Annotated in this window: 25 protein-coding genes and 1 other annotated feature (1 of these 26 running past the window's edge); of the genes, 2 read left to right on the plus strand and 23 right to left on the minus strand. The window is 43.7% G+C overall.

What is annotated here, in order from left to right; all coding sequences use genetic code 11:
• Positions 1-10: 10 nt before the first annotated feature.
• The 5 genes from cooS to AB5170_RS03375 form a co-directional block, all read right to left on the minus strand.
• Positions 11-1,903, minus strand: coding sequence for an anaerobic carbon-monoxide dehydrogenase catalytic subunit (cooS, locus tag AB5170_RS03355; RefSeq protein ID WP_368361605.1), 1,893 nt, complete (start codon positions 1,901-1,903; stop codon positions 11-13).
• 186 nt (positions 1,904-2,089) lie between these two features.
• A complete protein-coding gene (locus AB5170_RS03360) occupies positions 2,090-2,860 on the minus strand; it encodes an AAA family ATPase (RefSeq protein WP_173770869.1) in 771 nt (256 codons plus the stop codon).
• A 42-nt stretch (positions 2,861-2,902) separates the two neighbouring features.
• Positions 2,903-3,835, minus strand: coding sequence for a methylenetetrahydrofolate reductase (locus AB5170_RS03365; RefSeq protein ID WP_173718658.1), 933 nt, complete (start codon positions 3,833-3,835; stop codon positions 2,903-2,905).
• Positions 3,836-4,025: 190 nt separating this feature from the next.
• Complete coding sequence (locus tag AB5170_RS03370; RefSeq protein ID WP_118578444.1) at positions 4,026-4,208, minus strand: CooT family nickel-binding protein; 183 nt, start codon at positions 4,206-4,208, stop codon at positions 4,026-4,028.
• A gap of 12 nt (positions 4,209-4,220) precedes the next feature.
• Positions 4,221-4,616, minus strand: a complete 396-nt coding sequence (locus tag AB5170_RS03375) for a cobalt transporter (RefSeq protein ID WP_148462603.1) — start codon at positions 4,614-4,616, stop codon at positions 4,221-4,223.
• A gap of 504 nt (positions 4,617-5,120) precedes the next feature.
• On the opposite strand from AB5170_RS03375, the gene AB5170_RS03380 reads away from it, so the two are divergent.
• On the plus strand, positions 5,121-5,945 hold the full coding sequence (locus AB5170_RS03380) for an aldo/keto reductase (protein ID WP_118578446.1): 825 nt from the start codon (positions 5,121-5,123) through the stop codon (positions 5,943-5,945).
• Positions 5,946-6,100: 155 nt separating this feature from the next.
• On the opposite strand, the gene AB5170_RS03385 is transcribed toward AB5170_RS03380, so the two are convergent.
• The 4 genes from AB5170_RS03385 to AB5170_RS03400 are packed head-to-tail and all read right to left on the minus strand — an operon-like array spanning position 6,101 to position 10,443.
• Positions 6,101-7,105 carry an NAD(P)H-dependent glycerol-3-phosphate dehydrogenase gene (locus tag AB5170_RS03385; RefSeq protein ID WP_148462604.1) on the minus strand — a complete coding sequence of 335 codons (1,005 nt, stop codon included), beginning with the start codon at positions 7,103-7,105 and terminating at the stop codon, positions 6,101-6,103.
• 14 nt (positions 7,106-7,119) lie between these two features.
• On the minus strand, positions 7,120-7,767 hold the full coding sequence (gene plsY, locus AB5170_RS03390; protein ID WP_118578447.1) for a glycerol-3-phosphate 1-O-acyltransferase PlsY: 648 nt from the start codon (positions 7,765-7,767) through the stop codon (positions 7,120-7,122).
• A gap of 2 nt (positions 7,768-7,769) precedes the next feature.
• Positions 7,770-9,095 carry a ribosome biogenesis GTPase Der gene (gene der, locus AB5170_RS03395; protein WP_118578448.1) on the minus strand — a complete coding sequence of 442 codons (1,326 nt, stop codon included), beginning with the start codon at positions 9,093-9,095 and terminating at the stop codon, positions 7,770-7,772.
• Entirely contained in the window at positions 9,058-10,443 is a 1,386-nt protein-coding gene (locus tag AB5170_RS03400) for a DUF512 domain-containing protein (protein WP_368361606.1), read from the minus strand. The genes der and AB5170_RS03400 overlap by 38 nt, the downstream gene beginning before the upstream one ends.
• A 372-nt stretch (positions 10,444-10,815) precedes the next feature.
• Here AB5170_RS03400 and AB5170_RS03405 point away from each other — a divergent pair, with 372 nt between their 5' ends.
• Positions 10,816-11,985: a ribose-phosphate pyrophosphokinase gene (locus tag AB5170_RS03405; protein ID WP_173719481.1), complete on the plus strand. Its 1,170-nt coding sequence runs from the start codon at positions 10,816-10,818 to the stop codon at positions 11,983-11,985.
• A gap of 113 nt (positions 11,986-12,098) precedes the next feature.
• Here AB5170_RS03405 and pgeF read toward each other — a convergent pair whose 3' ends face one another.
• The 14 genes from pgeF to pheS form a co-directional block, all read right to left on the minus strand.
• A complete protein-coding gene (gene pgeF / locus AB5170_RS03410) occupies positions 12,099-12,956 on the minus strand; it encodes a peptidoglycan editing factor PgeF (protein ID WP_195477498.1) in 858 nt (285 codons plus the stop codon).
• A 52-nt stretch (positions 12,957-13,008) separates the two neighbouring features.
• Positions 13,009-13,170 (minus strand): DUF6783 domain-containing protein, encoded by a 162-nt coding sequence (locus AB5170_RS03415; protein ID WP_306467810.1) that lies wholly within the window; start codon positions 13,168-13,170, stop codon positions 13,009-13,011.
• Positions 13,171-13,182: 12 nt separating this feature from the next.
• Positions 13,183-13,545, minus strand: a complete 363-nt coding sequence (locus tag AB5170_RS03420) for a YraN family protein (protein WP_368361607.1) — start codon at positions 13,543-13,545, stop codon at positions 13,183-13,185.
• Positions 13,546-13,641: 96 nt separating this feature from the next.
• Complete coding sequence (locus tag AB5170_RS03425) at positions 13,642-14,400, minus strand: ribonuclease HII (protein ID WP_173715523.1); 759 nt, start codon at positions 14,398-14,400, stop codon at positions 13,642-13,644.
• 1 nt (position 14,401) lies between these two features.
• Complete coding sequence (ylqF, locus tag AB5170_RS03430; protein WP_368361608.1) at positions 14,402-15,256, minus strand: ribosome biogenesis GTPase YlqF; 855 nt, start codon at positions 15,254-15,256, stop codon at positions 14,402-14,404.
• Between the two features lie 101 nt (positions 15,257-15,357).
• A complete protein-coding gene (gene lepB, locus AB5170_RS03435; RefSeq protein ID WP_368361609.1) occupies positions 15,358-15,996 on the minus strand; it encodes a signal peptidase I in 639 nt (212 codons plus the stop codon).
• Between the two features lie 252 nt (positions 15,997-16,248).
• Positions 16,249-16,596, minus strand: a complete 348-nt coding sequence (gene rplS / locus AB5170_RS03440) for a 50S ribosomal protein L19 (RefSeq protein WP_118578454.1) — start codon at positions 16,594-16,596, stop codon at positions 16,249-16,251.
• Positions 16,597-16,772: 176 nt separating this feature from the next.
• On the minus strand, positions 16,773-17,648 hold the full coding sequence (locus tag AB5170_RS03445) for a methionyl aminopeptidase (RefSeq protein ID WP_173769094.1): 876 nt from the start codon (positions 17,646-17,648) through the stop codon (positions 16,773-16,775).
• Positions 17,649-17,948: 300 nt separating this feature from the next.
• A complete protein-coding gene (locus AB5170_RS03450) occupies positions 17,949-18,923 on the minus strand; it encodes an OmpA family protein (protein WP_368361610.1) in 975 nt (324 codons plus the stop codon).
• 12 nt (positions 18,924-18,935) lie between these two features.
• Positions 18,936-20,558: a MotA/TolQ/ExbB proton channel family protein gene (locus tag AB5170_RS03455; protein WP_173715520.1), complete on the minus strand. Its 1,623-nt coding sequence runs from the start codon at positions 20,556-20,558 to the stop codon at positions 18,936-18,938.
• Positions 20,559-20,633: 75 nt separating this feature from the next.
• Positions 20,634-20,792, minus strand: coding sequence for a hypothetical protein (locus AB5170_RS03460; protein WP_173715519.1), 159 nt, complete (start codon positions 20,790-20,792; stop codon positions 20,634-20,636).
• 115 nt (positions 20,793-20,907) lie between these two features.
• On the minus strand, positions 20,908-21,519 hold the full coding sequence (locus tag AB5170_RS03465) for a histidine phosphatase family protein (protein WP_173770862.1): 612 nt from the start codon (positions 21,517-21,519) through the stop codon (positions 20,908-20,910).
• The gene (gene pheT, locus AB5170_RS03470) at positions 21,519-23,936 is read right to left on the minus strand and encodes a phenylalanine--tRNA ligase subunit beta (RefSeq protein ID WP_368361611.1); all 2,418 of its coding nucleotides are present in this window, start codon (positions 23,934-23,936) and stop codon (positions 21,519-21,521) included. Before pheT ends, AB5170_RS03465 begins: the two co-directional genes overlap by 1 nt.
• Before the next feature lie 90 nt (positions 23,937-24,026).
• Positions 24,027-25,046, minus strand: a complete 1,020-nt coding sequence (gene pheS, locus AB5170_RS03475; protein ID WP_173719482.1) for a phenylalanine--tRNA ligase subunit alpha — start codon at positions 25,044-25,046, stop codon at positions 24,027-24,029.
• A gap of 249 nt (positions 25,047-25,295) precedes the next feature.
• Positions 25,296-25,511 (minus strand) — a binding site (T-box leader) (it continues 4 nt past the right edge of the window).

The raw sequence follows: 25,511 nt of genomic DNA on the forward strand, positions 1-25,511 counted from the left end.
TTTCCTTCGATCAGATTCCGAGAGCGTCACGTTTCTCTTCGATTCTCGCAATCATAAGATCGCCTAATTTATCAATATCTTTCTCAACTGTATATGCTGCTTCTACCCAGTCACGTACACCCTCTGTAAGGAGGCTTGCAACCTCTGTAGAACCGGAAACATATGGGTCTACACCAAGATATGTATCAAGACCAGTTGCTACTACATAGTTTCCAATGGAAACTGCCTTCTCAGACATCCACTCAGGAGCACATCCTACTACTGGAAGCTGGGAAATGTTCAGTCCGGAATCCTTGGCAAGCTCAGAAGCAAGGATCAGCATACGGCTGATATCAACACAGGATCCCATATGTAATACTGGCGGGATATCTGCAAGCTCGCAAACACGTTTCAGACCAGCACCGCAAAGGTCTTTTGCAGCTTTGTCCATAAGTCCTGCACGAGCAGCTGCCTGAGCGGAACATCCGGAAGCGATGATCACGATATCGTTTGCGATCAGTTTCTTCATAAGTTCGATGTGAGCTGTGTCAGGTCTGACCTTCGGGTTGTTACATCCAACCATAGCAACAGCACCACGGATAACACCAGATGTAATACACTCAAGAAGAGGTTTGGTGGTACCAGTCTCGTCTACCTGAGAGTTTGTTACGTCGTCAAGTGTCTTAACGATTGCTTCTACAGAGTAACCAACAGTAGCTTTATGTTTCAGATCCGGGATATGTACAAGCTCTGGTTTTCTGTTCTTGAAGTTCTCACATGCAAGTTTTACGATCTGTTTTGCTTTCTCTCCTGCTGTACCTGCATCAAATTCAATGAAATCGGAATCTGGCATCTGGCAGATTGGAGAAGTTGTGATGAATTTTGTATGGAAGCATTTGGAAAGAGGTCCAAGTGCCGGGAAAATACACTGAACGTCAACTACGATTGCCTCACAGGCACCTGTCAGTACAACGTTCTCCTGCTGTAAGAAGTTACCTGCCATCGGAATACCGCGACGCATTGCAACCTCATTAGATGTACAACATACACCGGAAACAGTGATTCCCTTAGCACCCATGGATTTCGCATAGTCGATCATCTCTTTGCTGTCTGCATACTCACAGATCATCTCAGAAAGACTCGGGTCATGTCCATGAACAACGATGTTTACATTTTCTGCATTCATAACACCAAGGTTAGCCTCGGTATCGATTGGCTTTGGAGTTCCGAAAAGGACATCAGAGAACTCAGTTCCGCACATGGAACCGCCCCATCCATCGGAAAGACCGTTACGAAGCGCCTGACGGATCAGAGCCTCCGGTTTACTTGTGTTACCCATATGAGTCATATGAAGTGCACAGGAAACCTCACGGTCAATTGCTCTTGGCTCAATTCCAGCTGCATGCCACAGATCCTGTGTATGCTGAGGTGCTCTCTTAAGCCATCTGGAATATCCTCTGATCTTTCCGTATTCTTCCTGAGCCAGATCAGACATTTCATGAGCCAGATCATAGATGTCTTTACCCTCTGTCTCAACGCCCCACTCTTTTGCAATACGGATCAGCTTCTCAGGATCTTTCACCTGATAGTCGCCGCCCTCTTTTGCATGTCCAAGTGTGATACAGATCTCACGTCCGTGATCAGAGTGTGTAGCTGCGCCGCCTGCTGTGAAACGAAGGAAGTTTCTTCCTACGATACCATGTACATCGCATCCGCAGATACCTCTCGGTGCCTTAGGTGTAATACGGCACGGACCCATTGAACAGATTCGGCAACATACGCCCTGCTCACCGAATTTACAGTGTGGAGTCTGATTCTTAACACGCATCTGCCAGGAATCAGCGCCTACCTTTGCACCAGTCTCAAGAAGACGGGCTGTGGCAGCTTCGAATTCTTCCACTGTAGTTAATTTGAATTCACTCATTATTGACCTCCTCTAAGTATGTGTTACTTTTGATAAATTTATTTATATTCCGTTTTCCGGAACCCATCCCCTCCCATGGGATAAATACCTGACAAAAATTCCGCAGCAGCGTTCTTGCCTGCTGCGAATTATAATGCCATTTCTATCCTCTTATCACATAAACATGTGGGGTAAGGGGGACTTCCCTTATAAAACAAGCTTATCTACGATCTCACGAAGAGCCATCTTTACCGGATTATCTTCCGGAAGCCCTGCGGTCGGTTTACCCTCGCAGTCATACTCGTAAACAGTCTCATCCTGCGGCACTACGCCAAGAAGATGAAGACCCTGCTTCTCAATCTCTTCTTTGATTCCGTCATTCAGCTTTCCGCCAGGAGCACGGTTAATGATAAGGCCTACTGTATCCGGGTGCATATCACATTCTTTAATAAGCTCTGCAATACGACCTACAGCCTGTACACCTCTTCTGGAACAGTCACTGACCAGAATCGCTGTCTGCATGGACGGAAGTACTCCCCTGCTGATGTGCTCCATACCAGCTTCGTTATCAACTACGATATAAGGATAATTATTCTGGTATTTGGCAAGCTGGGTCTGAAGAAGTCCATTTACAAAACAGTAGCAGCCTTTTCCCTGGGTTCTGCCCATAACCAGAAGATCAAAATCATCATCTTCTACCAGAGCATCCTCAAAACGTCTTTCAGCGTAATCCGCCTTGGACATTCCCGCCGGGATCGGATTCTCGCTTGCAAGCTCTGCGCGGGCAATTTCTTCCCTTACATCACCAAGTGTAGTCTCCACTTCTACTCCAAGAACTTCGTTCAAATTTGAGTTTGCGTCAGCATCTACTGCAAGGATCGGTCCTTTGCCTTTCTTGCAGAGATACTGGATCAGCATTCCGCATAATGTGGTTTTACCAACGCCGCCTTTACCTGCGACAGCAATTACATGTGCCATAATACTATCAATTGCCTCCTGAAAAATTTAAGTCAAAATCGATTAGATTAATGTACAAAGTCCGGATCTGTCAATGATCTCGGATACATCTTTCCATTTATTCAAAGCATACAGATGGATGCCATCTACGCCGAGAGCACGGTACTCGTCGATCTGTCTGATCGTGTACTCGATTCCCTCTTCTTTGAATCTCTTGATCTTATCATCATAGAACATATCAAACGGCTTGCCATCAGCATCTTTTGCTGCAAATGGGTTCGGGAACAGCCAGTTTCTGGAGATGAGTCTGCAAAGCTCACGATCCATCACACAACCATTACGGGAAAGTGCCATATTAATTGTAGCGGACATGTCAAGGATTGGCATAACTCCTACGTCTACAGGCATTGTAACACCAGCCTCACGAATTGAATCCAGCCAGTATTTAAACTGCTCCATATCCCAGCAAAGCTGAGTCATGATATAATCGGCACCATTGTCCTGTTTCTGTCTCAGAACTGCGATATCAGCATCAAGACTGCGGCATGCAATGTGGCCCTCCGGAGATCCTGCAACTGCGATTTCAAATTTGTCACCAAATTCGTCACGGACAAATTTAACAAGATCTGTTGCGTAGTTGAAATCACCGCAGGTTGTTGTCTCACCAAGCGGAATATCTCCACGAAGTGCAAGCATATGATCTACTCCCTCTGCAAGGTACTGATCCAGCTGCTCTTTGATTCCCTCTTTCGTGTTCTTGATTACTGTAAAATGGGTAACCGGTGTTGTTCCGGCCTTCCTGATCATCTGGCATACTTCTCTGTTAGCACCAACGTTTCCGCCGCCTGCACCGTATGTACAGGAAATGTACGCAGGTTTGTATTTCATCAGATGATCGATCGTCCCAGGAAGGTTATCCATCCCCTTTTCTGTCTTCGGCGGAAATAGCTCGAAAGACAGAAGCATTCTTTCTCTCATTGCTTCTGACAATTTCATAATTACATACCTCCACGTATTAAGTAATTTTTATTCTAAAGGCATAATGCCTCAAGATCTGATAAGCATCACGGATTACTGAAGCAATCCGCTTTTGTTCTTCTGTATCAGCAGAAAACGTTACTGTACACTTTGTTTGCAAATGCACCTTATGAAACATTTCCACTGAACAGTAATCAGAAAATCCATGTCAGTCACATTTTACTTTAACGATACTGTTCGCAAGGTCTACCATAAGGATGGTTCCCTCTACCACTCTTTCATCACCCATAATATCGCGGAGAACAAGTTTGTTTCCATCTACATTAATACGGCTGACGTTCTTGAAGATTACAGAATCGTCATTTTCTTTATATACAGTTGCCAAACACATAATAATGCCTCCTTATTTCATTTCCTCTTTCACAAGAGTCAGGGCAAGGCCAAGGCGCATGTTGCCTTTCTGGAAATCGGATACGCTTTCCTTAATGGTCTTCGCAGCGGCATCCATTCCCATCTTGGCAAGATTATCCGCCATCTGGTCAAGTTCTGCTGCATGGTGCTCATTGTGCTGAAGCATATAGGTAAGAAGAGCTACTGTCTCATTCCTGCAGTCCCCTCCCTGGCAGCCGCCGCAGTCTGTACTGCAGTTCTGTCCCTCATTATGTGTATGGTCATGACCTTCTGTTCCGTCATGGGTATGCGCATGTGTATGGCTCACTCCGTCTGCATGGGTATGCTGGTGGGTATGCTCATGACCATGCTGGATCAGATTGCCGTTTTCATCTTTGATTAAATGCATAGTAACTACTCCTTTCCGCCTTGAATGCGGCAGACAAATCATAACATTGTTTCTCTTCCAGGCACGAAAAAAACTCACGCCGGCAACGTGAGAAAACATGTAAGAATGGATATAAAGATATTCTATTCCCTTTTAATATAATGAGATTCCGCATACCTCATACCTTCATGCATAACACATTTTCTTTCTTCTACCTAAAAAATCGCAGAGTTATGACATAAATTTATCAAATTTTTCTTTTATTATACAACCTTTCTCATTATTACGCAAGGAGATAATTATAAAATTTTACCAAATTTCAACGCTTTACCACACAAATATATGTTTTAATTTCTGTACAATTTTACCAGTTATTTCTAAAGTTTGTCTAAAGATTAACGAATGCGTATTTAAGCAAAAAACAGGTGAATGTTTTGTAATTATATGCTATAATGAATGAAATTTATTGGTTGCTGATTACTTCATGAGCAGCAGCATTTATTGTTTAATGAGGAGGAATTAGCTTTGAGAGAAACCGTATTCCTGAATACCGACAGAGAAATGCCCCTTTTAGGGCTTGGTGTATATAAAACAGCAGATAACGAAGCAGAGACAGCCATTACAGCTGCAGTGAACGCGGGCTACCGTCTTATTGACACTGCTTCCGCTTACAAAAACGAAGAAAGTGTAGGCAAGGCAATTGCCAAATGTGGTGTCCCACGCAAAGAACTTTTTATCACCAGCAAGATCTGGAACAATGCGCAACGACTTGGAGATGTAGATGGTGCTTTTTACAGAAGCATGGAGCGGTTGAAGCTGGATTATCTGGATCTTTATCTGATTCACTGGCCGGTGCCTGGCTGCTATACCGGAACCTGGCTGGAGATGGCCAAACTTCTTGAAACCGGCCGTGTACTTTCCATCGGCGTCAGCAATTTCCAGATTCATCATCTGGAAGAGCTTAAGAAAATTTCCGGTATTGTACCTGCTGTCAACCAGATCGAATGTCATCCGCTTTGCTATCCGAAAGAACTGATTGAATATTGCCAGTCGGAAGGAATTCAGGTTCAGGCTTATGCACCGCTTGCCAGAGGTGCTTACCTTGACAATGATGTAATGTGTGTTCTCGGAACCAAGTATGCACATACTCCTGCTCAGGTCGGTCTTCGCTGGGCAATCCAGAAGGGTATTTCTGTAATTCCGAAATCCGTCAATCCAGACCGCATTGCTTCCAACGCCAATATTTTTGATTTCAACATTGAGGATGAAGATATGGCGATCATGGATACTTTAAATGAAGATCTCCATACATCCCATGTGCCGGATGATCTGAAGGATGTTATTTTTTAATCTTTTCACCCTTTGTAAATTATTAACTGCCAGGACATTGAGCATACTCTTTCGTTTTTTTGCTCACTGCTCTGGCAGTTTTTTGCGATTCTATTCTTTCAGTTATATTTTCTGTATTTTATATTTTGCAACAGCTTATTTGCTGAATATAGCATTCACAGTTCCCAGGAAATTTCTCCCTGTTTCTCTCTCTGCATCAGGTCTTTCACAGCTTCAGATGCAGGCTTGTTTTCAAACAGAAGCTTATTTACTTCCATAATGATCGGCATTTCCACATTATATTTCTCAGCCAGCGCTTTGGCTGCCTTTGCGGAATAAACGCCCTCCACAACCATTTGCACTTCGTCCATAGCCTGCTTCATGGTGTAACCCTGTCCCATCAGATAGCCAGCGCGTCTGTTTCGGCTGTGCACACTGGCACAGGTAACAATCAGATCACCAATTCCGGAAAGGCCGGCAAAAGTCTCCAATTTAGCGCCCATCTTGACACCAAGCCGCGCCATCTCAGCTATTCCTCTTGTGATCAAAGCAGCCTTTGTATTATCTCCATACCCTAAACCATCAGCAGTCCCTGCTGCCAGGGCGATTACATTCTTAAGGGCACCGCCAAGCTCTACCCCCAGCATATCCGGTGTAGTATACACCCGGAAAACAGGGCTCATAAAAAGGCCCTGGAGATATTCAGCGGTCTCTTTTTTGCGGGCACTGACTACACACGTAGTAGGGAGTCCGCGGCTTACTTCTTCCGCATGGCTTGGTCCTGAAAGCACACAAACATCTGCCTGAGGAATCTCTTCTTTAATAATATCACACACAGGCATAAGCGTATTTTCTTCTACACCTTTCGCCACATTTACAATAATCTGGCCCCGTCGAATCAATGGGGAAAGTCGTTTGCTGATAGCACGCATATAAGCAGATGGTGAGGCAAATACAACTATATCTGGTGAATCCAAAGCTGTCTTTTCATCACCGGTTATCACAATTCCATCTGGAATTTTAATTCCGGGAAGCTTTTTCGGATCCTCCCGGGTCTGATTCAGACTGGCTGCCTTTTCCGGATGTGCAGACCACAACATAACCTGATGACCATTGTTGTGAAGCAGTATTGCAAGTGCTGTTCCCCAGCTTCCGGTTCCCATTACGCTGATTTTTGCCATTTTATCACCTCATCTTATTTGGCTGCAGTTTTCGCTGCACCAAGCTTATTCTCAGTTCCATTTAAAAGGCGGTAAATATTCGCCCTGTGTCTGTAAATTGCAAGTGCTGTCATAAGTCCCATGATCACATCCATCTCAAATGTATGAGGGAAATCCATGCCATAACTTCCCGCAGCGCCAAACCCAATGAAACAAATCAGCGCACCTACATATGCTGCCATTGACCCCAATGACACATAGCGGGTAATAGCTACCAGCCCAATAAAGATCACCGCGCAGATCAGAAATACTCTCCAGTCCATTGCCAGCAGCATTCCCGCAGAAGCTGCAATTCCCTTGCCGCCCCTGAATCCAAGATAAAACGGAAAATTATGTCCAAGCACGCAGCCTGCTGCCGTGTACATGCCAAGCAATGGAAGAATTTCCTGATACCGATTCTTAAATACTGCATCCACGATCAGAATGGCAATCACACATTTAAGCATATCGCCAATAAGAGTCATTGCCCCCGCTTTTTTTCCAAGAGTACGAAGGGCATTGGTAGTTCCTGCATTGCCGCTTCCATATTGACGGATATCCATGTGATGGATTTTTCCGATAATGTATGACGTCTGAAACATTCCAAACAAATATCCAATAGCCAGACAAATAATACGTTCCATCTTTATTCCTTCTCTCCGCGCTCTCTTACAATAAATTTCAGCGGTGTACCGCCAAAGTCAAAGGCATCCCGGATTTTATTTTCCAGATATCTGGTGTAGGAAAAATGCATAAGTTCTTTGTCATTGACAAAGATTACGAATGTAGGCGGTTTTACCGCAACCTGTGTCATGTAGAAAATTTTCAGACGGCGGCCCCTGTCAGACGGCGGCTGCTGCATGGCAACTGCTTCTGCAAGGATCTCATTAAGCACACCAGTCTGGATACGCATAGTCTGATTCTCAATTACCGCATCCAGTGTCTCAAACATTCTGGAAATCCGAAGTCCTGTTCGGGCAGAAATAAACACGATTTCTGCATAAGGCATAAAGGAAAGGACCTCCCGAATACGGTTAGTATGTTTGTAAATGGTCTTGTCATTTTTCTCAATAGCATCCCATTTATTCACTGCAATGATCACGCCCTTGCCTTTCTCATGGGCAATTCCGGCAATTTTTGCATCCTGCTCTGTAACGCCTTCTGATGCATCGATCATTACAACTACAACATCTGCACGTTCTACAGCTGTTACAGTACGGATCACACTGAAGCGCTCAATTTCTTCTTTTACTTTTGCTTTACGGCGGAGTCCGGCTGTATCGATAAAAATATAATCTTTTTCGTTCCAGGTAACCTTCGTATCAACTGCATCACGAGTGGTTCCAGCAATATCTGAAACGATTACACGGTCTTCCCCCAGCAGCTTATTGATCAGAGAGGACTTACCAACATTAGGTTTACCTACAATAGCAATCTTCGGAATATCAGAATCCTCATCCTCTCCCGTATCCTCCGGGAAATGTTTTACGACCTCATCAAGCATATCTCCAAGTCCCTGACGGTTAGCTGCAGAAATGGCAAATGGCTCGCCGATTCCCAGATTATAAAATTCATAAACATCCATCATATATTTCTGAATGCTGTCCACCTTATTCACTGCAAGTACCACTGGTTTGCCGCTGCGGCGAAGCATATCTGCAACTTTCGCATCAGAATCCACAAGTCCCTGATGTACATCTGTAATAAAGATAATGACATCCGCAGTATCAATAGCGATCTGAGCCTGCTCCCTCATCTGAGAAAGAATCACATCGCCGCTATCCGGTTCAATACCACCTGTGTCAATAATAGTAAAATCATTATCCAGCCATGATACATCTGCATAAATTCTGTCTCTGGTTACACCTGGCGTATCTTTAACAATGGAAATCTTATCCCCTGCCAGTACATTAAACAATGTGGATTTTCCTACATTAGGCCTGCCCACAATTGCTACTACCGGTTTGCTCATACATTTGTCTCCTTTTCTGTTTCTTATGTTCAATCGGATCAAGGACTGCAGACACAAGGTCTGAACCACCTTCATCCACAATTACAATTTCTACATTCAGTTTCCTGGAAAGCTCTTCCACAGAGATATCATCCAGAAAAATATCTTCTTCATTTTTCAGCATGTTGCAGGGAAGCAAAAGCTTCTCTCCAAGGTCTCTGCCGCTTAATTGTCTGATCAGATCCTGTCCCGTGATCAAACCAGACACCGTAATCGTTTCTCCGAAAAATTCGTTTCTTATGGAGATCACATCCACTTCTACATTTGGAAATTTCTCATGGATCATCTCCATATATTTCTTAATAAATGGTGCCGCCAAAGCTCCTGTAGCACTGACAGCCTTTATCCTTCGGTCATCTCCTGCCCTGCCTGCAACAGCTTCTTTCACTTCTTCGCCAAGGAGCCGAAGCATTCCCACACCGTTTTCCAGCTGAAGATAGCCATCATAGGACTCTTCCATGGGCAGATCCTTCCCTGCCAGAATGTACCATTCATCTGAAGCATGGATAAAATGAATGCCATACTGGTCCATCATTTTCTTCTGCCAGGAATGAATAATCTCCAGAACTTCTAATGCATCTTCCTTCTGAAACTGTTCCATCGGATACAACCCCTCACGAAACTTAGTCAGACCAACCGGAACTACTGAAACGCTCTGAAGTACTGGTGCATAGGCAGACATCTTGCGAATACTGTCATCCAGTTCCTTACCGTCATTAACTCCTTTGCACAAAACAATCTGCCCATTCATAGTGATTCCTGCATCATACAGTTTCTGAAGCTTTTTCAATGCATCCCCGGCGAAGCGGTTATGAAGCATTTTACATCTCAGTTCCGGATTCATGGTCTGGATGGAAATATTAATGGGCTCCAGATGGTACCGGATGATCCGGTCTATATCATGATCACTCATATTGGTCAGGGTCACATAATTTCCCTGTATGAAGGACAATCTGGAATCATCATCTTTAAAATAAAGAGTATCTCTCATTCCAGGCGGCATCTGGTCAATAAAACAGAAAATGCAGTGATTGGAACAGGAACGATAATCATCCATCAGATCCTTCTCAAAGGTAATCCCAAGGTCTTCTTCATATTCCTTCTCCACCTCCAGCTCCCAGATCTCTCCGTTTGCCTTTTCCACTTCCAGAACAACGAATTCTTCATTTATCAGATAACGGTAGTCAAATATATCTTCCACAGGCTGACCGTTTACAGTGAGCAGTATATCTCCCGGCACAAGCTCCAGTTCTTGTGCAATACTTCCATCCTGCACAATTGCAATCACGTGTTTATTTTGTTTCTTCACATTTATCTCCATTATAAGTCAAATGTGATCTGTCGCGTCAGCTCTGTTCCAGAATCTGTTTGAAAAATCATTTTTCAAATACATTTTAAGATTCAGAGACCCGAATACAACGTCACAGATCGTCCATCTCTGGCTCAGCATAATAAAGCCATTATTTTTAATATAACAAGTTTTCCCGAAAAACACAACAAAAAATTTCATTTCCTGCTCACGTCCGGGTAATTTTTCAAGTAAAAATCAATAAATTCCTTGACGACATTTAGGGCAAATGTTATAAATATAAAGAAGAGGTCTGCAAAGGTAAAGGACACGTGTCCCCATTTTTTGCAGATAATCGAATCGATAATTAGCATACTACTTAGGAGGAATATCATGCCGAACATAGAATTGCTTGAGAAATCTATGCCTGTCGCACCTATTCGTATCGCTGCGCTGGAGGGCTGCCGCGAACTTGCAGAGGAGGTAGACAGAAACCTGGTAAAATTCCGTAAGGAACTTGTAGAAAAGAAGGGCCTTGACAATATCCCACAGGGATACAGCGAAGACTCTTTTATCGTGGAGTGCGAATGTCCGCGTTTCGGTACCGGTGAAGGTAAGGGAATCATTAAGGAATCTGTCCGAGGAACTGATCTTTACATTATGGTAGACGTTACCAACTACAGTTCCACATACACTGTCTGCGGTCACGAGAATCACATGTCTCCGGATAACCATTTTCAGGACCTGAAGAGAATTATTTCCGCAGCTACAGGTAAGGCACATCGTATCAATGTAATCATGCCATTCCTTTATGAAGGCCGTCAGCACAGACGTAAGAAGAGAGAATCTCTTGACTGCGCACTGGCACTTCGTGAATTAAGTGATATGGGCGTAGCCAATATCATCACTTTTGATGCTCATGACCCGCGTGTGCAGAACTCCATTCCGTTAAATGGTTTTGACAACTTTTTCCCAACCTATCAGTTCCTGAAAGCTCTGATAAAGAACGTTGACAATTTCCAGGTTGACAATGATCATCTTATGATCATCAGTCCGGATGAGGGTGCTATGTCCAGAGCCGTCTATTTTTCCAATATTCTGGGCGTTGATATGGGCATGTTCTATAAGAGACGTGATTATTCCACAGTGGTAAATGGCAAGAACCCCATCGTAGCTCATGAGTTCCTTGGCGACTCTGTAGAAGGCAAAGACGTTGTTATCATCGACGACATGATTTCTTCTGGAGAAAGTATGCTTGACGTTGCCAAACAGATCAAAGAACGTCACGCCAACCGTGTATTCATCTGCACTACTTACGGTCTGTTTACAGAAGGTATGGATAAATTTGACGCTTACTATGAGAAAGGCTGGATTGACAAGGTTATCACAACCAACCTGAACTACCGTATTCCGGAGCTTCTTACCAGACCTTACTATGTGGAAGCAAATATGAGCAAATATCTTGCAAGTATTATGGATATCATCAACCACGATGTTTCTGTTGAGAAGGTTCGTTCCAGTAATGAGAAGATCATGGATCTGATGAAGCGTGTAAATCAGTAATAGACAATAAACAAACAAAGCCCTGTTCCACATTATCTCGTTTGTGGTACAGGGCTTCTTTATATTTACTTATTTACATGGGCAGTAAAACGCATCTGCACTTGTCTGTAACATTATTTTTCCCGACGAATGCCCAGAAAAGCCGCCAGATTTCCTCTCCTTCCATGGGATGCCCTGTGGGAAAAGAGGAATTCCGGATTACAGCAGGTGCAAATTCCAGGCATGGAAATATGCTCTTCTTTTATTCCTGCCTTCAGAAAAATAATGTGGTTTGCTTCCCAAAGATCCAGCTGGTACTTACCATTCTTCTTTTTATAAAAAAGCTTTTCCCAGTATTTCTCTTCAAAAGCTTTCTGAAATTCCAGAATCACATCTTCGCTTACTTCATAGCAGTCCTGACAGATGGAGGGACCAATTGCCGTAAAAATCTCCTCCGGATCTGAGCCAAACTGCTCTGCCATTTTCTCTATAGTCACCTTACCGATTTTCCCAACTGTCCCACGCCATCCGGAATGAGACAAGCCTATGGCTTTGTGAACCGGATCTACGAAATACAGCGGCACACAATCTGCATAAAAGGTGCATAAAACAACACCTGGAACATTGGTGATCATTCCATCCACATCTTTATATGTTCTTGGACGCGTTACACCTTTCCCCCTGTCTTCTGCCCCCACCAGCTGCACGTTTGTAGTGTGTGTCTGATCAGATGTGACAATATCTTCCAAAGAAAAGCCTACCGCTGCACTAAGTCTGCGATAATTGTCTTTTACCGCGTTTTCTTCATCACCTCTTGTAAAGCTAAGATTCATAGATGAAAAAATTCCCTGGCTTACACCGCCAAGTCTTGTACTGAAACAATGCACAATATCCGGGAACTGTTCAAAAGAGGGATAAGTAAGATAGGTGACTCCATTATTTTCTTTTACTTGCATATGAAGTTTATTTTCGTTATGCCATTTAATCTTCATCTGATTCTCCTCTTCTTCTGATCTCACAGTTCTTCTCGAACCTGTTAAGAATTCATTCTCTAGAGCGTGTTTGAAAAAGGCTTTCTGCAAGATGTGCGTCACAATTTGTGGGAGATTTTGTCCGGATAAGGGCGCCGCAGCGAGCTACGTCAACAGAATTCTGGCATAGTATACCGCAAAGTGGGGCATACAGATTGCAGGAATATTTTTTCAAACAGGCTCTGGCTCACTGACAGAAATCAAAGGCATTTTTTATCCAACAAATCTTATCGCCGTTGATTCCCACCACATCAAACCTGCATCTCACATCCATGCTTCTGTAATGATTCTTCAAATATTCCACTGCCACCTTGGAAATCACCAGCTGCTTTCTGCCGTTCACTGCTGCCAGCGGACTTCCTAAGCGTTCCGAACTTCTGTACTTAACCTCCACAAAAATCAACCATCCATCAGCAGTCATTCCGATCAGGTCGATTTCCCCCAGCCAGTTCCTGTAATTTCGCTCCAGAATCATCACGCCCTGGGAAACCAGATAATCTGCAGCGATTTCTTCATAAAAAGCACCTACTTTTCGCTTGTTTTTCTGCATAAAAACTCCCATATATCCTTCTGTGTAGGTATCTTTTGTATTCATAACCGCAAAACATATTCATATCCGGACCATCAGCCTTTTCAAAATTTCACATTATCCTATAAAATTCTTTATAAAAGTTGCCCTGTGAATCGGACTTGGACCATATTTTTTCAAGGCTTCAATATGTGCTGCAGCTCCATACCCCTTATTTGAGGCAAAGCCATATTCCGGCATCACTTTATCGTACTCTACCATCATCCGATCTCTTGTGACCTTAGCTACAATGCTGGCAGCTGCAATGGAAATACTCTTGGCATCCCCTTTTATGATCGGCACCTGAGGTATGGTCACGTCGGGAATGGTTACTGCGTCATTGAGAAGAATCTGCGGCACCGGCTCCAGCTTGCTGACAGCCTCACGCATTGCCTCATAGGTAGCCTGAAGAATATTGATCTCATCAATTCTCCGGGGACTTGCCATTCCGATTCCAACAGCTACCGCATTCTCCATGATCACATCATACAATTCATCCCTTTTTTTAGCGCTCAACTGTTTGGAATCATTCAGATACAGGATTTTGCAGTCTCTTGGCAAAATAACAGCCCCCGCTACAACAGGACCTGCCAGCGGGCCTCTTCCAACTTCATCAATTCCGCACACATAGCCCAAATCTTCGTATTTGCGCTCAAATTCCTTCATCTTTTCTGTGCGCAGAAGTTCCTTCTGGTAAGCCTCTTCTTTCTTATGAAGCTGCTCCAGAAGCTTCCTGACTCCACTTCTTGTATCCTCTTTGTATTTTTCAAAAAGAGTGGCATATTCTCCCGGTTCAGCAGCCTGGATTTCACACTTTATTTCTCCGATTTTCTGCATATTATTTACCTTCTTCCGGCACCCACTCCAAAGTAATTTTTCCAATCTTTCCAGAGCGGAAGTCATCGAACAGAATCAGAGAGGCCTTGGCATAGTCCAGCTCCTCCCCCTTCTTCAGACATCCTCTGGAACGCGCGATTGCTTCTAATATCTGCACAGCTATGCCTTCCTCCTGGATCTGATAGCGTTTCTCCAATGCACCAGAATATTTTTCCCGAAGGAAATCAATAAGCGTAAGGGAAAGCTCCTCCATATTCAGTATATCGTCCTTGATAGAACCAATATAGGCAAGGCGCATTCCCACTGCCTCATCTTCAAACTTGGGCCAGAGAATCCCAGGAGTATCCAGAAGCTCCACATTCTTATTCAGGCGGATCCACTGTTTGCCCTTGGTTACACCTGGCTTGTTTCCCGTCTTGGCGCATGCTCTTCCAGCAAAAGTATTGATAAAAGTAGACTTACCAACGTTAGGAATTCCTACTACCATAGCACGGATCGGGCGGTTTTTGATTCCTCTTCTTCTGTCCCTCTCCGTTTTCTCCTTGCAGGCTTCCTGAATAGCCGCCTGAATTGCTTTCATACCAGAGCCGCTACGGGAATCTACTTTTACCACATAGAACCCCTTCCCCTGAAAATAAGCTTTCCATGCTTCATTCTGGCGTTCATCTCCAAGGTCTGATTTATTCAAAAGAATCAGCCTTGCTTTATTTTTCCCAAGCTCGTCAATATCCGGATTCCGGCTTGCAAGGGGAACTCTGGAGTCCACAAGCTCAATGATCAGGTCGATCAGCTTAATGTCCTCCTGCATCTGTCTTTTCGCTTTGGTCATATGACCAGGATACCATTGTACGTTCATATTTACCTCATTCTTACAGCTGTTCAGCAGATACCGTTCCACAAAGCGTGTAACCGCGAACGTGCTGAACAATCACTTATTTTTTATAAAAGTCTCACAGTTTAATTATTCAACGGCCCTATGTCTTTCTTCGGGGATATCTGGAACCAGAGCTTACCAGTTATATATTTCTTATTCACTCGTCCGATATCGCCATAACGGCTGTCTTCGCTGTTATTACGGTTATCGCCCAGGACAAAGTACTCTCCCGCTTCCAGTGTAATGGCATTGGCTGCCATTCCCGGATTGTTGATCGTGGGAAAATCTTTGCCTTCTTTATATGTCTCTCCATTGATCAGAATTCTTCCATTCACAATCTGAACGGTCTCACCTGGAAGTCCAATCACACGGCGGATATGAAGAGCCGCATCATCACTTGCATTTGTGCGGAATACAATAATATCGCCACGTTTCGGCGAGGATGCTTTATAAGCAAGCTTGTTTACAAAATACCGGCTTCCAACTGCCAGAGTAGGCTCCATGGAGCTCTCCTGCATCGTCACAGACTGAAACAGCATCATAGAAGTCAGCACTGCAAAGATCAGTGTAACTGTGATCGCGAATACCCAGATCAAAACTTTTTTCAGTTTACTGTCTTCTAATTTCTCTATGGCACCAGAAAAAGATTTTTTCTCCAGTTTTGCAATTTCCGGCATGTTGAACAACTGCTCTTTTTCTCTTTTATTTCTTCTGTCGCTCATATCTACTCCATTCGTGTCATAATTGCATGTCCTGCGTCTGGTTCCAAAACACTTTTTTCATCTCAGGCCAGATACTTTATTATCTTATCACATATCCCGAAAAAGAAAAAGAAAAAATAATCAAAAAAATGCTGCCCAGACAGTCAGCACGGCCATCTGCGCAGCAAAAGTCACTGTTCGTATTCACTTCGTTCACGAAAGCACTTCGCGGAACATCACCAGTGAACAGCAACCAGCAATTTTCGATTGAAATTATTTAACAAGCTCTTTAACCTTAGCAGCTTTACCTACACGGTCTCTTAAGTAGTTCAGTTTCGCACGGCGAACTTTACCACGACGGATAACTTCTACTTCTTTTACGTGTGGGGAATGAAGCGGCCATGTTTTCTCAACGCCAACGCCGTTGGAAGCTTTTCTTACTGTGAAAGTAGCTCTGGTGCTTCCGCCCTGTTTCTTTAATACAGTTCCCTCAAAGATCTGGATACGCTCACGGTTACCCTCTTTAATCAGTGCGTGTACTCTTACGGTATCACCTACGTTAAACTGCGGTACGTCTTTTTTCAGCTGTTCTGCTTCGATGTTTTTAATAATTTCGTTCATTTTATTCTCTCCTTATTCTCTGGATGTTCTTAATACCCATCACGGTAACAGCGGACCATCTTTTTTCACAACATAAGTGATTATACTATAATTATTTTCTGTTTGCAACCATTATTTTTATAAAAAGCCCATAAAACAAGTCACAAATTTTTTTCAAAGACAACCTTCCAAAACCATTACCAACAGATAACCTCGCAGCCATCCTCTGTTACCAGTACGGTTACTTCCCACTGGGCAGAAGGCATACCGTCCTCAGTGCGTACTGTCCAGTCATCTTCCTCATCTGTATATACTTCATCGCTTCCCATATTTACCATAGGCTCAATGGTAAACATCATTCCCGGCTCCATGATCACGCCGCTGTTCTCTTCGGAAGTATAGCTTACCCAGGGATCCTCATGGAATTCCAGGCCAACGCCATGTCCGCCGATTTCTTTTACAATTGTGTAGCCATTTTCAAGTGCATGCATATGAACAGCGTGACCCATATTTCCAATAGGTTCCCATGGTTTTACCTTGGAAATACCGATTTCCACACATTCTTTGGTTACGCGGACCAGTTTTTCTTTCTCAGGACTTACATTTCCAATACAGAACATACGGGATGAGTCAGAAAAATAGCCATTGTAAATTGTAGAAACGTCTACATTTACTATATCACCGTCCTTCAGGATCTCATCCTCAGATGGAATTCCATGGCATACCACCTCATTCACAGAAGTACACACGCTTTTTGGAAACCCTTCATAATTCAACGGTGCCGGGATTCCTCCATGACGCACAGTTTCCTCATGTACCCAATGATTGATTTCTTCTGTTGATACACCAGCTTTAATATGCTCTGCCACATAATCAAGTACTGCAACATTGATTCGACAGCTCTCTTTAATCTTCTCAATCTGCTCTGGAGTCTTGATCAGTTTATGATCCAGAACCGGATATCCTTTCTGACGCAGGATTTCTACTTTCGCATCAAAAGCCTCATGGCATTTTTTATATTTCTTTCCACTGCCGCACCAGCATGGATCATTACGTCCGATTTTTGTTGACATTTCACTCTCTCCTTTTATCTGTGACTGCTGCGAATGCTACAGCAGTACTTTTTCTTTTGTAAACATGATATAAACTCACTCTGTTTCTCATTTTATACTTGAAACAGATAAATTGCAACTAATTTTCTATAGAAGTCTCTACCTCCAGCAATTCATGTGTTACTGTTCATATTTTTCAGCTGTTTTTATTTTCCCACGCAAACAGCTAAAAGAGTTTCAAATTCAAACGCAAAAAGAGTATTTCATTTTCTCTGATCTAAGAATTTGAAATACTCTTTTGCTTTTGAAAATTATATGTAACTAATTAGCTGCTGCATCTGTGCCTGCCTCTGTGGCAGTATCTGCTGCACTCTCTTCACTTCCCGCCATGATCTTACTCAGTTCTTCGATCATCTCGTCATCCTTCAGTCTGAATTTGACCTCAACACGACGGGAAGCCTCTTTATCTACATTTCCATCTGCATCCAGAATCGGATTCGCCATGGAATGTCCGTTTACAGTCAGGTAATCCTGCAGATCCAGGCTCTGGTCCTCAGTCAGAAACTCCCCCTGAATATCAAGAAGATACTGCGCCACTGCAAGTGAACGCTGCTGGGAAAGCTCCAGATTATACGCATAATCACCATCTGTATCTGTATAACCGTCTATAATGATCTCAGCAAGATAATTTTTATAGGTATCTTCCATCAGCACCTTGCAGTAAATTGGAAGTACGTTTCGAAGTGCTTCCTTACCAGCGTCTGTAAGCTCCGACTCATCAACGTCAAACAATACACTGGCATCCAGTGTCAATGCACCAGTCTGGGAATCCAGATTTACATTGATATTATTTTTCTGGAATTCTTTTTGAAGTGCTTCCACAACTTCAGCCTTGACACCAATAATATTATCGATCTTTGTCTGCTGCTCACTAAGCTGCGTGGTCTTCTCATCCAGATCCGTCTGCTGCTGATTCAGAAGAGCCTGCTGCTCTTTTAACTTGGCTTCCTGCTCTGCCAGTGTCTGTGCCAGTGCAGTCAGCTTCTCATCTTTGGTCTTAATAGTTCCTTCCTGTTCTTCAATGGTATTCTGCTTGGCAAGAAGATCAGCCGTATACTCTGCCTGCAGAGCCAGCTTCTCATCTCTCTCCTGAATACTCTCGTCGTAACTCTTCTGAGCCTGGAAAAGCGTCAATGACATGATCAGTATGAAAAGAAGCAGAACGCCGGCCATAACATCGGAATAAGAGCGCCATACATTAAAGCCTCCATCCCCTGATTTTCTTTTTTTGCGCATGTCTATCTCCTCTTATCTGAATAAGCCAAATTTTCCTTTCTGTGCAGCCTTGGAAAGCTCTTTCATGTTCTTGTTGATTTCCTCAAGAAGAGCCTGCTGTCCCTCATTCTGCTGAGCAATCAGATTGCCCAGCTTCTCTACAGAATCATTCCTTCCGCTTGCGATCAGAGACACATCTCTGGTATTCGCTGCAGTCACCTCACTGAGGAGCTTGCGGACCTGTTCCATTGTTTTATAGGAAAGTCTCTGATACTGGGCGAAATCCTCCATCTGGGCCGTAAACTGCTCTGCCATCTTGCTGTTCGCCTGGATCAGATCTGCACTTGCCTGACCTGTAGCCCCTACTCTCTCAATAGAAGAAGCTGCTGTTTCAACATATTTCTGCATTGCCTGGTTGCAGGCAACCCAGAACTTAGCTGCAGATTTCTCGGCATCCTTCAGATAATCCACAATATGCTGATAATCCTGCTGCTGCATCTTCTGGATCTCCTGATTCTCAGAAAGGATACGATTGGCAGTAGACATGTAGCGGGTCTGCATGCCTCCCATCTCCCTTACCATATCTGTAATGGCTTTATCCTGCTTGTCATAGGTCTCAGAAAGCTTCTGGCTCATAGTCTGGTACATGGCAGAAGTATAAGCTGTATTCTCTTTCTGTGCCTTTTTCAACTGATCCAGTGCCACATTGAAATCACGGAACTGCATATGGAAAGAATTGTTCATCTGCTTTAAAAATTCGTCCGATATTTCACGAATAGCATCCTCCTGGCATCTGGTTACAGAAGAAACCAGCATATCCAGAGAATCATTCATCTTCTGGAAGGTAGGTGTGATAACCTTCTCAAAGCTGTCTGCCATCTGAACGGAAAACTGCTCTGCCATCTGTTTCATGGCGCTTGTCTGCAGCTTCTGGCTTGCAAGCAGCAGATTTCTGGACTCATTTTCCGCAGTAGGCATTACATAAGAATGAAACTTTTCAAGGAATCCCTGAAGTTCCTCTGTCATGGATGAATACTCTCCCTTCATCCCAAAGGTATAAATAATGGAAAAAGAGATACCATAAATAGAGGTAAGGAATGCCACTTTAATACCTTCCACCAGCGCTTCTACAGAAGAAGTCATGGCGCTGTAATCAGTAGGCTGGAAATCCCGAAGGCCCCAGACAAGACCAAGGAAAGTACCTAAAATACCAAGACTGGTGAAGATATCCGGAACCATTTCCAGAAGCTTCTTATGAACATGGATATCCAGCTCATCTTCATTAATGAATTCTTCAATATCTCCAAGACCTTCTTTACTATTGTTAATGCTGTCTGTAAAGCTATCCATCTTCTGATCCAGATATTTATCATCGAAGAGCTCGCCTAAATATGTAAGATTCCTGGGATCTGTCTTCCCTGGAGTCTTGAACATACTGTTCAGCTCCTCTACTGCTCTGTGAAATGCCGTACTCAGATTATTCATACGGAACATTCCACCAAACATTGCGATCAGATACAGGACTGCGATCACCGCCAGAAATACGAAATTGTAGATCGTAGATGATAAGTTCCCCCTGCCGGCAAATAACGTCAAAGCAGTGGTTCCTGCAAGAACCGCAACAAACAATACAGAATGTGTGATTTTTTTCTTCATTGTCTGCCTCCCCATTTGTATTTTCACAAAATAGATATGCTGTCTGTCGACGGCATCACCATATATGAATGCCAACTACTCTGCGCTTATAGCATCTGCAGAGCTGTTTGAAAAATCATTCCCGCAATCTGAACGCCCAAGGCTTTCATCGTAATAAATTGGTGCATTTTGTGAATTTTCCATTAATAATGGTACATTTTTTATCATAATATCACAATTTTCTAATAATAACAAGAAAAAACATACCCCTTGCCTAATGAAAAATGTTACTGAAAAACGTTACCAGTGAACAGTAATCGTTTCACACCTTTTTCACACAGCCAGGGGTATTATATCATATTTCATATTTTCAGGCGTAAACCTTATCTTCCTCCAGAAATCGGGCCTTGCCATCCTTCACTTCTACCAGGTTAATGCTGCAGTTAGGAGGCACACATCCATGCCAGAAATGCTCAGGATCCTTGTACAGGTTCTGGAGAAGAGCCCGCACTGCACATCCATGAGAAGACACCAAAATCGTCTTGTCTGCCAGAGACGGATCTGAGGTTTTTTCAAGCCAGAATTCTCTGGTACGCTCCAGGACATCCTGTATATTCTCTCCGTTTTCCGGACGTGGAAATTTCAGAGGATCCTTAAAAAACAGATCAAATTCTTCGCAGTTGGATTCCATAGTATTTCCATTTCTCATAATGTGCCCTTCCAGAGCCCCGAAATTAATTTCCTGAATCCTTTTATCCGGTATCACAGGAATATCACGACCGCCCAGAACCAACCGGGCAGTCTGTCTCGCACGGGTAAGGGGACTTGTAAAACAGATATCAAACTTTACATCCATCAGAGCCTCACCTGTTCTTCTGGCAAGATCAATTCCCTCCTGAGCAAGAGGAATATCTGCTGAACCCTGAGCCTTATGAAGGTGGTTCCAGGGCGTCAGACCATGTCTTACAATATATAAAAGCATCAGCTTCTCAACTCGATTCCAAGTCCTTCCAGACCATTTAAAATTTTCTTCATTGCTGCAGAAATTTCGCTTTCTTCCAGAGTTTTGTCGTGATCACGGAATACAAGCGCATAAGCCATAGACTTGTAGCCACCCTTGATCTGGCTTCCTTCGTAGATATCAAACAGCTGATAACTCTCCAGGATCTTTCCGCCTCTCTGAGCAAGAATGTCCTCGATCTGACCTGCAAGCACCTGTTTCGGAACCAGCATACTGATGTCACGGGTTACTGCCGGATATTTTGCAATTCCGGTAAACTTGCGGTCAAAATTTGCAAATTCGAGAACGCTCTTGATATCGATCATTGCGATATATGCGCGCTCCCCAATTCCATAATTATCTGCAACCAGCGGATGAACCTCTCCAAGGTAACCTACAACGGTTCCCTCATATACCATATCGGCCTGTCTTCCAGGATGAAGAAATGATTTTCCGCTTGCCGGATCATACTCCATTTTTTTCTTCATACCGATTTTTTCGAAGAACTCCTCACAAACGCCCTTCATGTCAAAGAAATCACCGGTTCCGTACATTCCAAGTGTAAACATGGTTCTTTCATCTGGAAGCTCGGTAAGTGGAAGCGCCTTCGGAAGATATATATTTCCAAGCTCATAAAGACGAACGTCTTTATTTCTTCTGTTATAGTTAGTTGCAAGGGAGGAAAGCATTCCATTCAGTGTACTGGTACGCATAATGCTGTAGTCCTCGCCAAGAGGATTGCTGATGGTGATCACCTGACGAAGTACATTATCTTCTGGAATTCTCAGTTTGTCAAATACCTTCGGGCTCTCAAATGAGTAAGTCATGCCTTCTGAGAATCCGCAGTACTCTGCAATATCTCTTGCGATATTTTCAATGCGAAGCTTGAATGGCATTTTTCCCGTAGTAGCCTCACCAGATGGCAAAGTTGTAGGAATCTTGTCATATCCGTAGAAACGTGCAACTTCTTCTGCAACATCTGCCATGCAGTGGATATCCTGACGGAAAGTCGGTGCTACGATTTCATTTGTCTCCTCATCATAGGTGAGTTCGATCTTTGCAAGATAGCCAAGCATCTCTTCTTTGGAAAGCTTTGTTCCAAGAAGACCGTTGATACGGTCTGGCTCAAATTTTACACGGGATGGCTCGCTGACCTTATTGCAGATATCGACCATACCGCCAACAACCTCACCGGCACCAAGCTCTTCCATCAGCTGGCAGGCTCTGTCGATTGCAGCCTTTGCATTATTCGGGTCAAGACCTTTCTCAAACTTGCCGGAAGCATCTGTACGAAGTCCGATTCTCTTGGAAGAAAGTCTGATGTTTGTTCCATCAAAGCAGGCTGCCTCAAACAGAACTGTGTGTACGTCATCTGTGATCATGGAGTTCTCGCCGCCCATAATACCTGCGATTCCAACTGGTTTCTCACCATCGCAGATCATCAGGACGTTCTCGTCCATAATACGTTCCTGACCATCCAGTGTGACAAATTTCTCATCTTTACCCGCACAGCGTACAACAATTTCATGGTTTGCAATCGTATCGAGATCGTAAGCATGCATTGGCTGTCCAAACTCTTCCATTACATAGTTGGTGATATCTACCAGATTGTTGATCGGGCGGATTCCATTGGAAGCCAGACAGCGCTGCATCCATTTCGGAGATGGTCCGATCTTAACATTTTTTACAACTCTTGCACAATAACGTGGGCAAAGCTCCGGTTTCTCTACAGTTACCTTTACGTAATCAGAAGCTTTTTCATCATTTCCTGTCTCTTTAACTTCCGGAGGGTAAAATTTCTTACCAAAAGTAGCTGCTGCTTCTCTTGCAATTCCAAGAACACCGTAACAGTCAACACGGTTGGATGTGATCTCATATTCAAATACAACGTCATCAAGTCCAAGAGCCTTAATAGCGCTTTCACCTACAACTGCGTTTTCCGGGAATATATAAATTCCATATTCTGGGGCTTCCGGATACATATCCCGGTTGCTTCCCAGTTCTTCGATGGAGCACATCATGCCGTTGGACGGTACTCCGCGAAGTTTTCCGGCTTTGATCCTGATTCCGCCAGGAGTCATTTTTCCATCATGTCCTCCTGCTACACGACCTCCGTCAAGAACAACCGGAACCTTGTCTCCCTCTTTTACGTTTGGAGCACCCGTAACGATCTGGATCACCTCAGATCCGATATTCACCTGGCAGATGATCAGCTTATCTGCATCCGGATGTTTCTCAATTTTCTCAATCTGTCCGATTACAATCTTTTCAAGGTCAGCATCAAGCCTGGTGAAGCCTTCTACCTTTGTACCTGACAATGTCATTGCATCTGTATATTCCTGTGCGGTTACGTCAAGATCCGGCACATACATTTTCATCCAAGATAATGAAGTATTCATTTATTTAATCCTCTTCTCACTCTAATATTTATATTATGAAAGGTAACTGCTCAGTACTTTCACAGTTACACGCTTCGCGATGCCCAGAAATCAGAACTGCTTCAGGAAACGGATGTCGTTCTCATAAAGCAGACGCATATCATCAATCTCATATTTCAGAAGCGCAATACGCTCAAGACCTACGCCGAATGCAAAACCAGTGTACTCCTCCGGATCAATTCCACACATGCGAAGTACATTGGGATGAACTGTTCCACAGCCAAGGATTTCAATCCAGCCGGATCCTTTACAGAAACGGCAGCCTTTTCCGCCGCATTTGAAGCAGGAAACATCAACCTCTGCACTTGGCTCTGTAAACGGGAAGTGATGTGGTCTGAATTTTGTTTTGGTTTCTGGTCCGAAAAGCTCTTTCGCAAATACTTCAAGAGTTCCTTTCAGGTCTGCGAACGTAATATTCTTATCTATTACAAGGCCTTCAATCTGATGGAAGGATGGAGAATGAGTTGCATCTACTTCATCCGAACGGAATACTCTTCCAGGTGCGATCATACGGATCGGCAGCTTTCCTTTTTCCATGGCACGTGCCTGAACCGGAGATGTCTGGGAACGAAGAAGTATGGAATCATTGATAAAGAAAGTATCCTGCTCGTCTCTTGCCGGATGATTCTCCGGAATATTCAGCTTGGTAAAGTTGTAATCTGCATATTCAACTTCCGGACCTTCTACAACTTCATAGCCCATTCCAATAAAAATGCGCTCAACCTCTTCCAACGCAATGCTGTTGGGATGACGATGACCGATTCTGGATTTCTTTGCAGGTAGGGTAACATCGATTACTTCTGCTTTCATCTTCTCTTCTCTGACTGCTTCTTCCAGTTTCTGTCTGGACTCTTCAAGAAGACCTTCGATCTTAGCTCTGGTCTCGTTTACAAGCTGGCCAACCTTCGGTCTCTCCTCCGGGGAAACGTCTTTCATTCCTTTTAAGATTGCGGTAAGCTCTCCCTTTTTTCCAAGATATGCCACACGCACATCATTTAATTTATCCAGGCCTTCGGATTCTTCAATCCGTACTCTGGCGTTCTCAGCCAGTTCCTGAAGTCTTTCTTTCATATCCATGGTTCATTTCTCCTTTATTTTTATAATCTGCCAGATGAGGGGGGGGAAGGAAGGTAAGAAAATATCTACATAGCAGATTTTTTCTTTCGTAAAGCGGATTGTTCAGCGCTCGCGCTCCAAGGACTTTACAATGCGAAAAACCCGCTTTGCGTATTTCCTACATTTTCGCGGCAGTCACCAAGTTCTCACCCAAGCGTGGACTTTGACTCTTGCTCGTGAAAATAAAAAAGCTCCGTCCCCAACAAAAGGGACGAAGCATATTCCGCGGTACCACCCTGATTCCTGTATATACAGGCTCTCCCGCCGCTTAACGCGCAGCTTCACGTCGCTTCCTACTGGAAATTTCAGAAACGCGGCTCCGGTGCGAAACTCAGAAACTATCTGAACTTAAGGAAGCTTACAGCCGGTGGCTTCCTCTCTCTGAAAGAAAATAATTTCCTAAAAACACCTTCCTGGCTT

This window comes from Ruminococcus sp. RTP21484sp1_RTP21281st1_A8_RTP21281_210402, assembly GCF_040914025.1.
GTDB classification, from domain to species: domain Bacteria; phylum Bacillota; class Clostridia; order Lachnospirales; family Lachnospiraceae; genus Blautia_A; species Blautia_A faecis.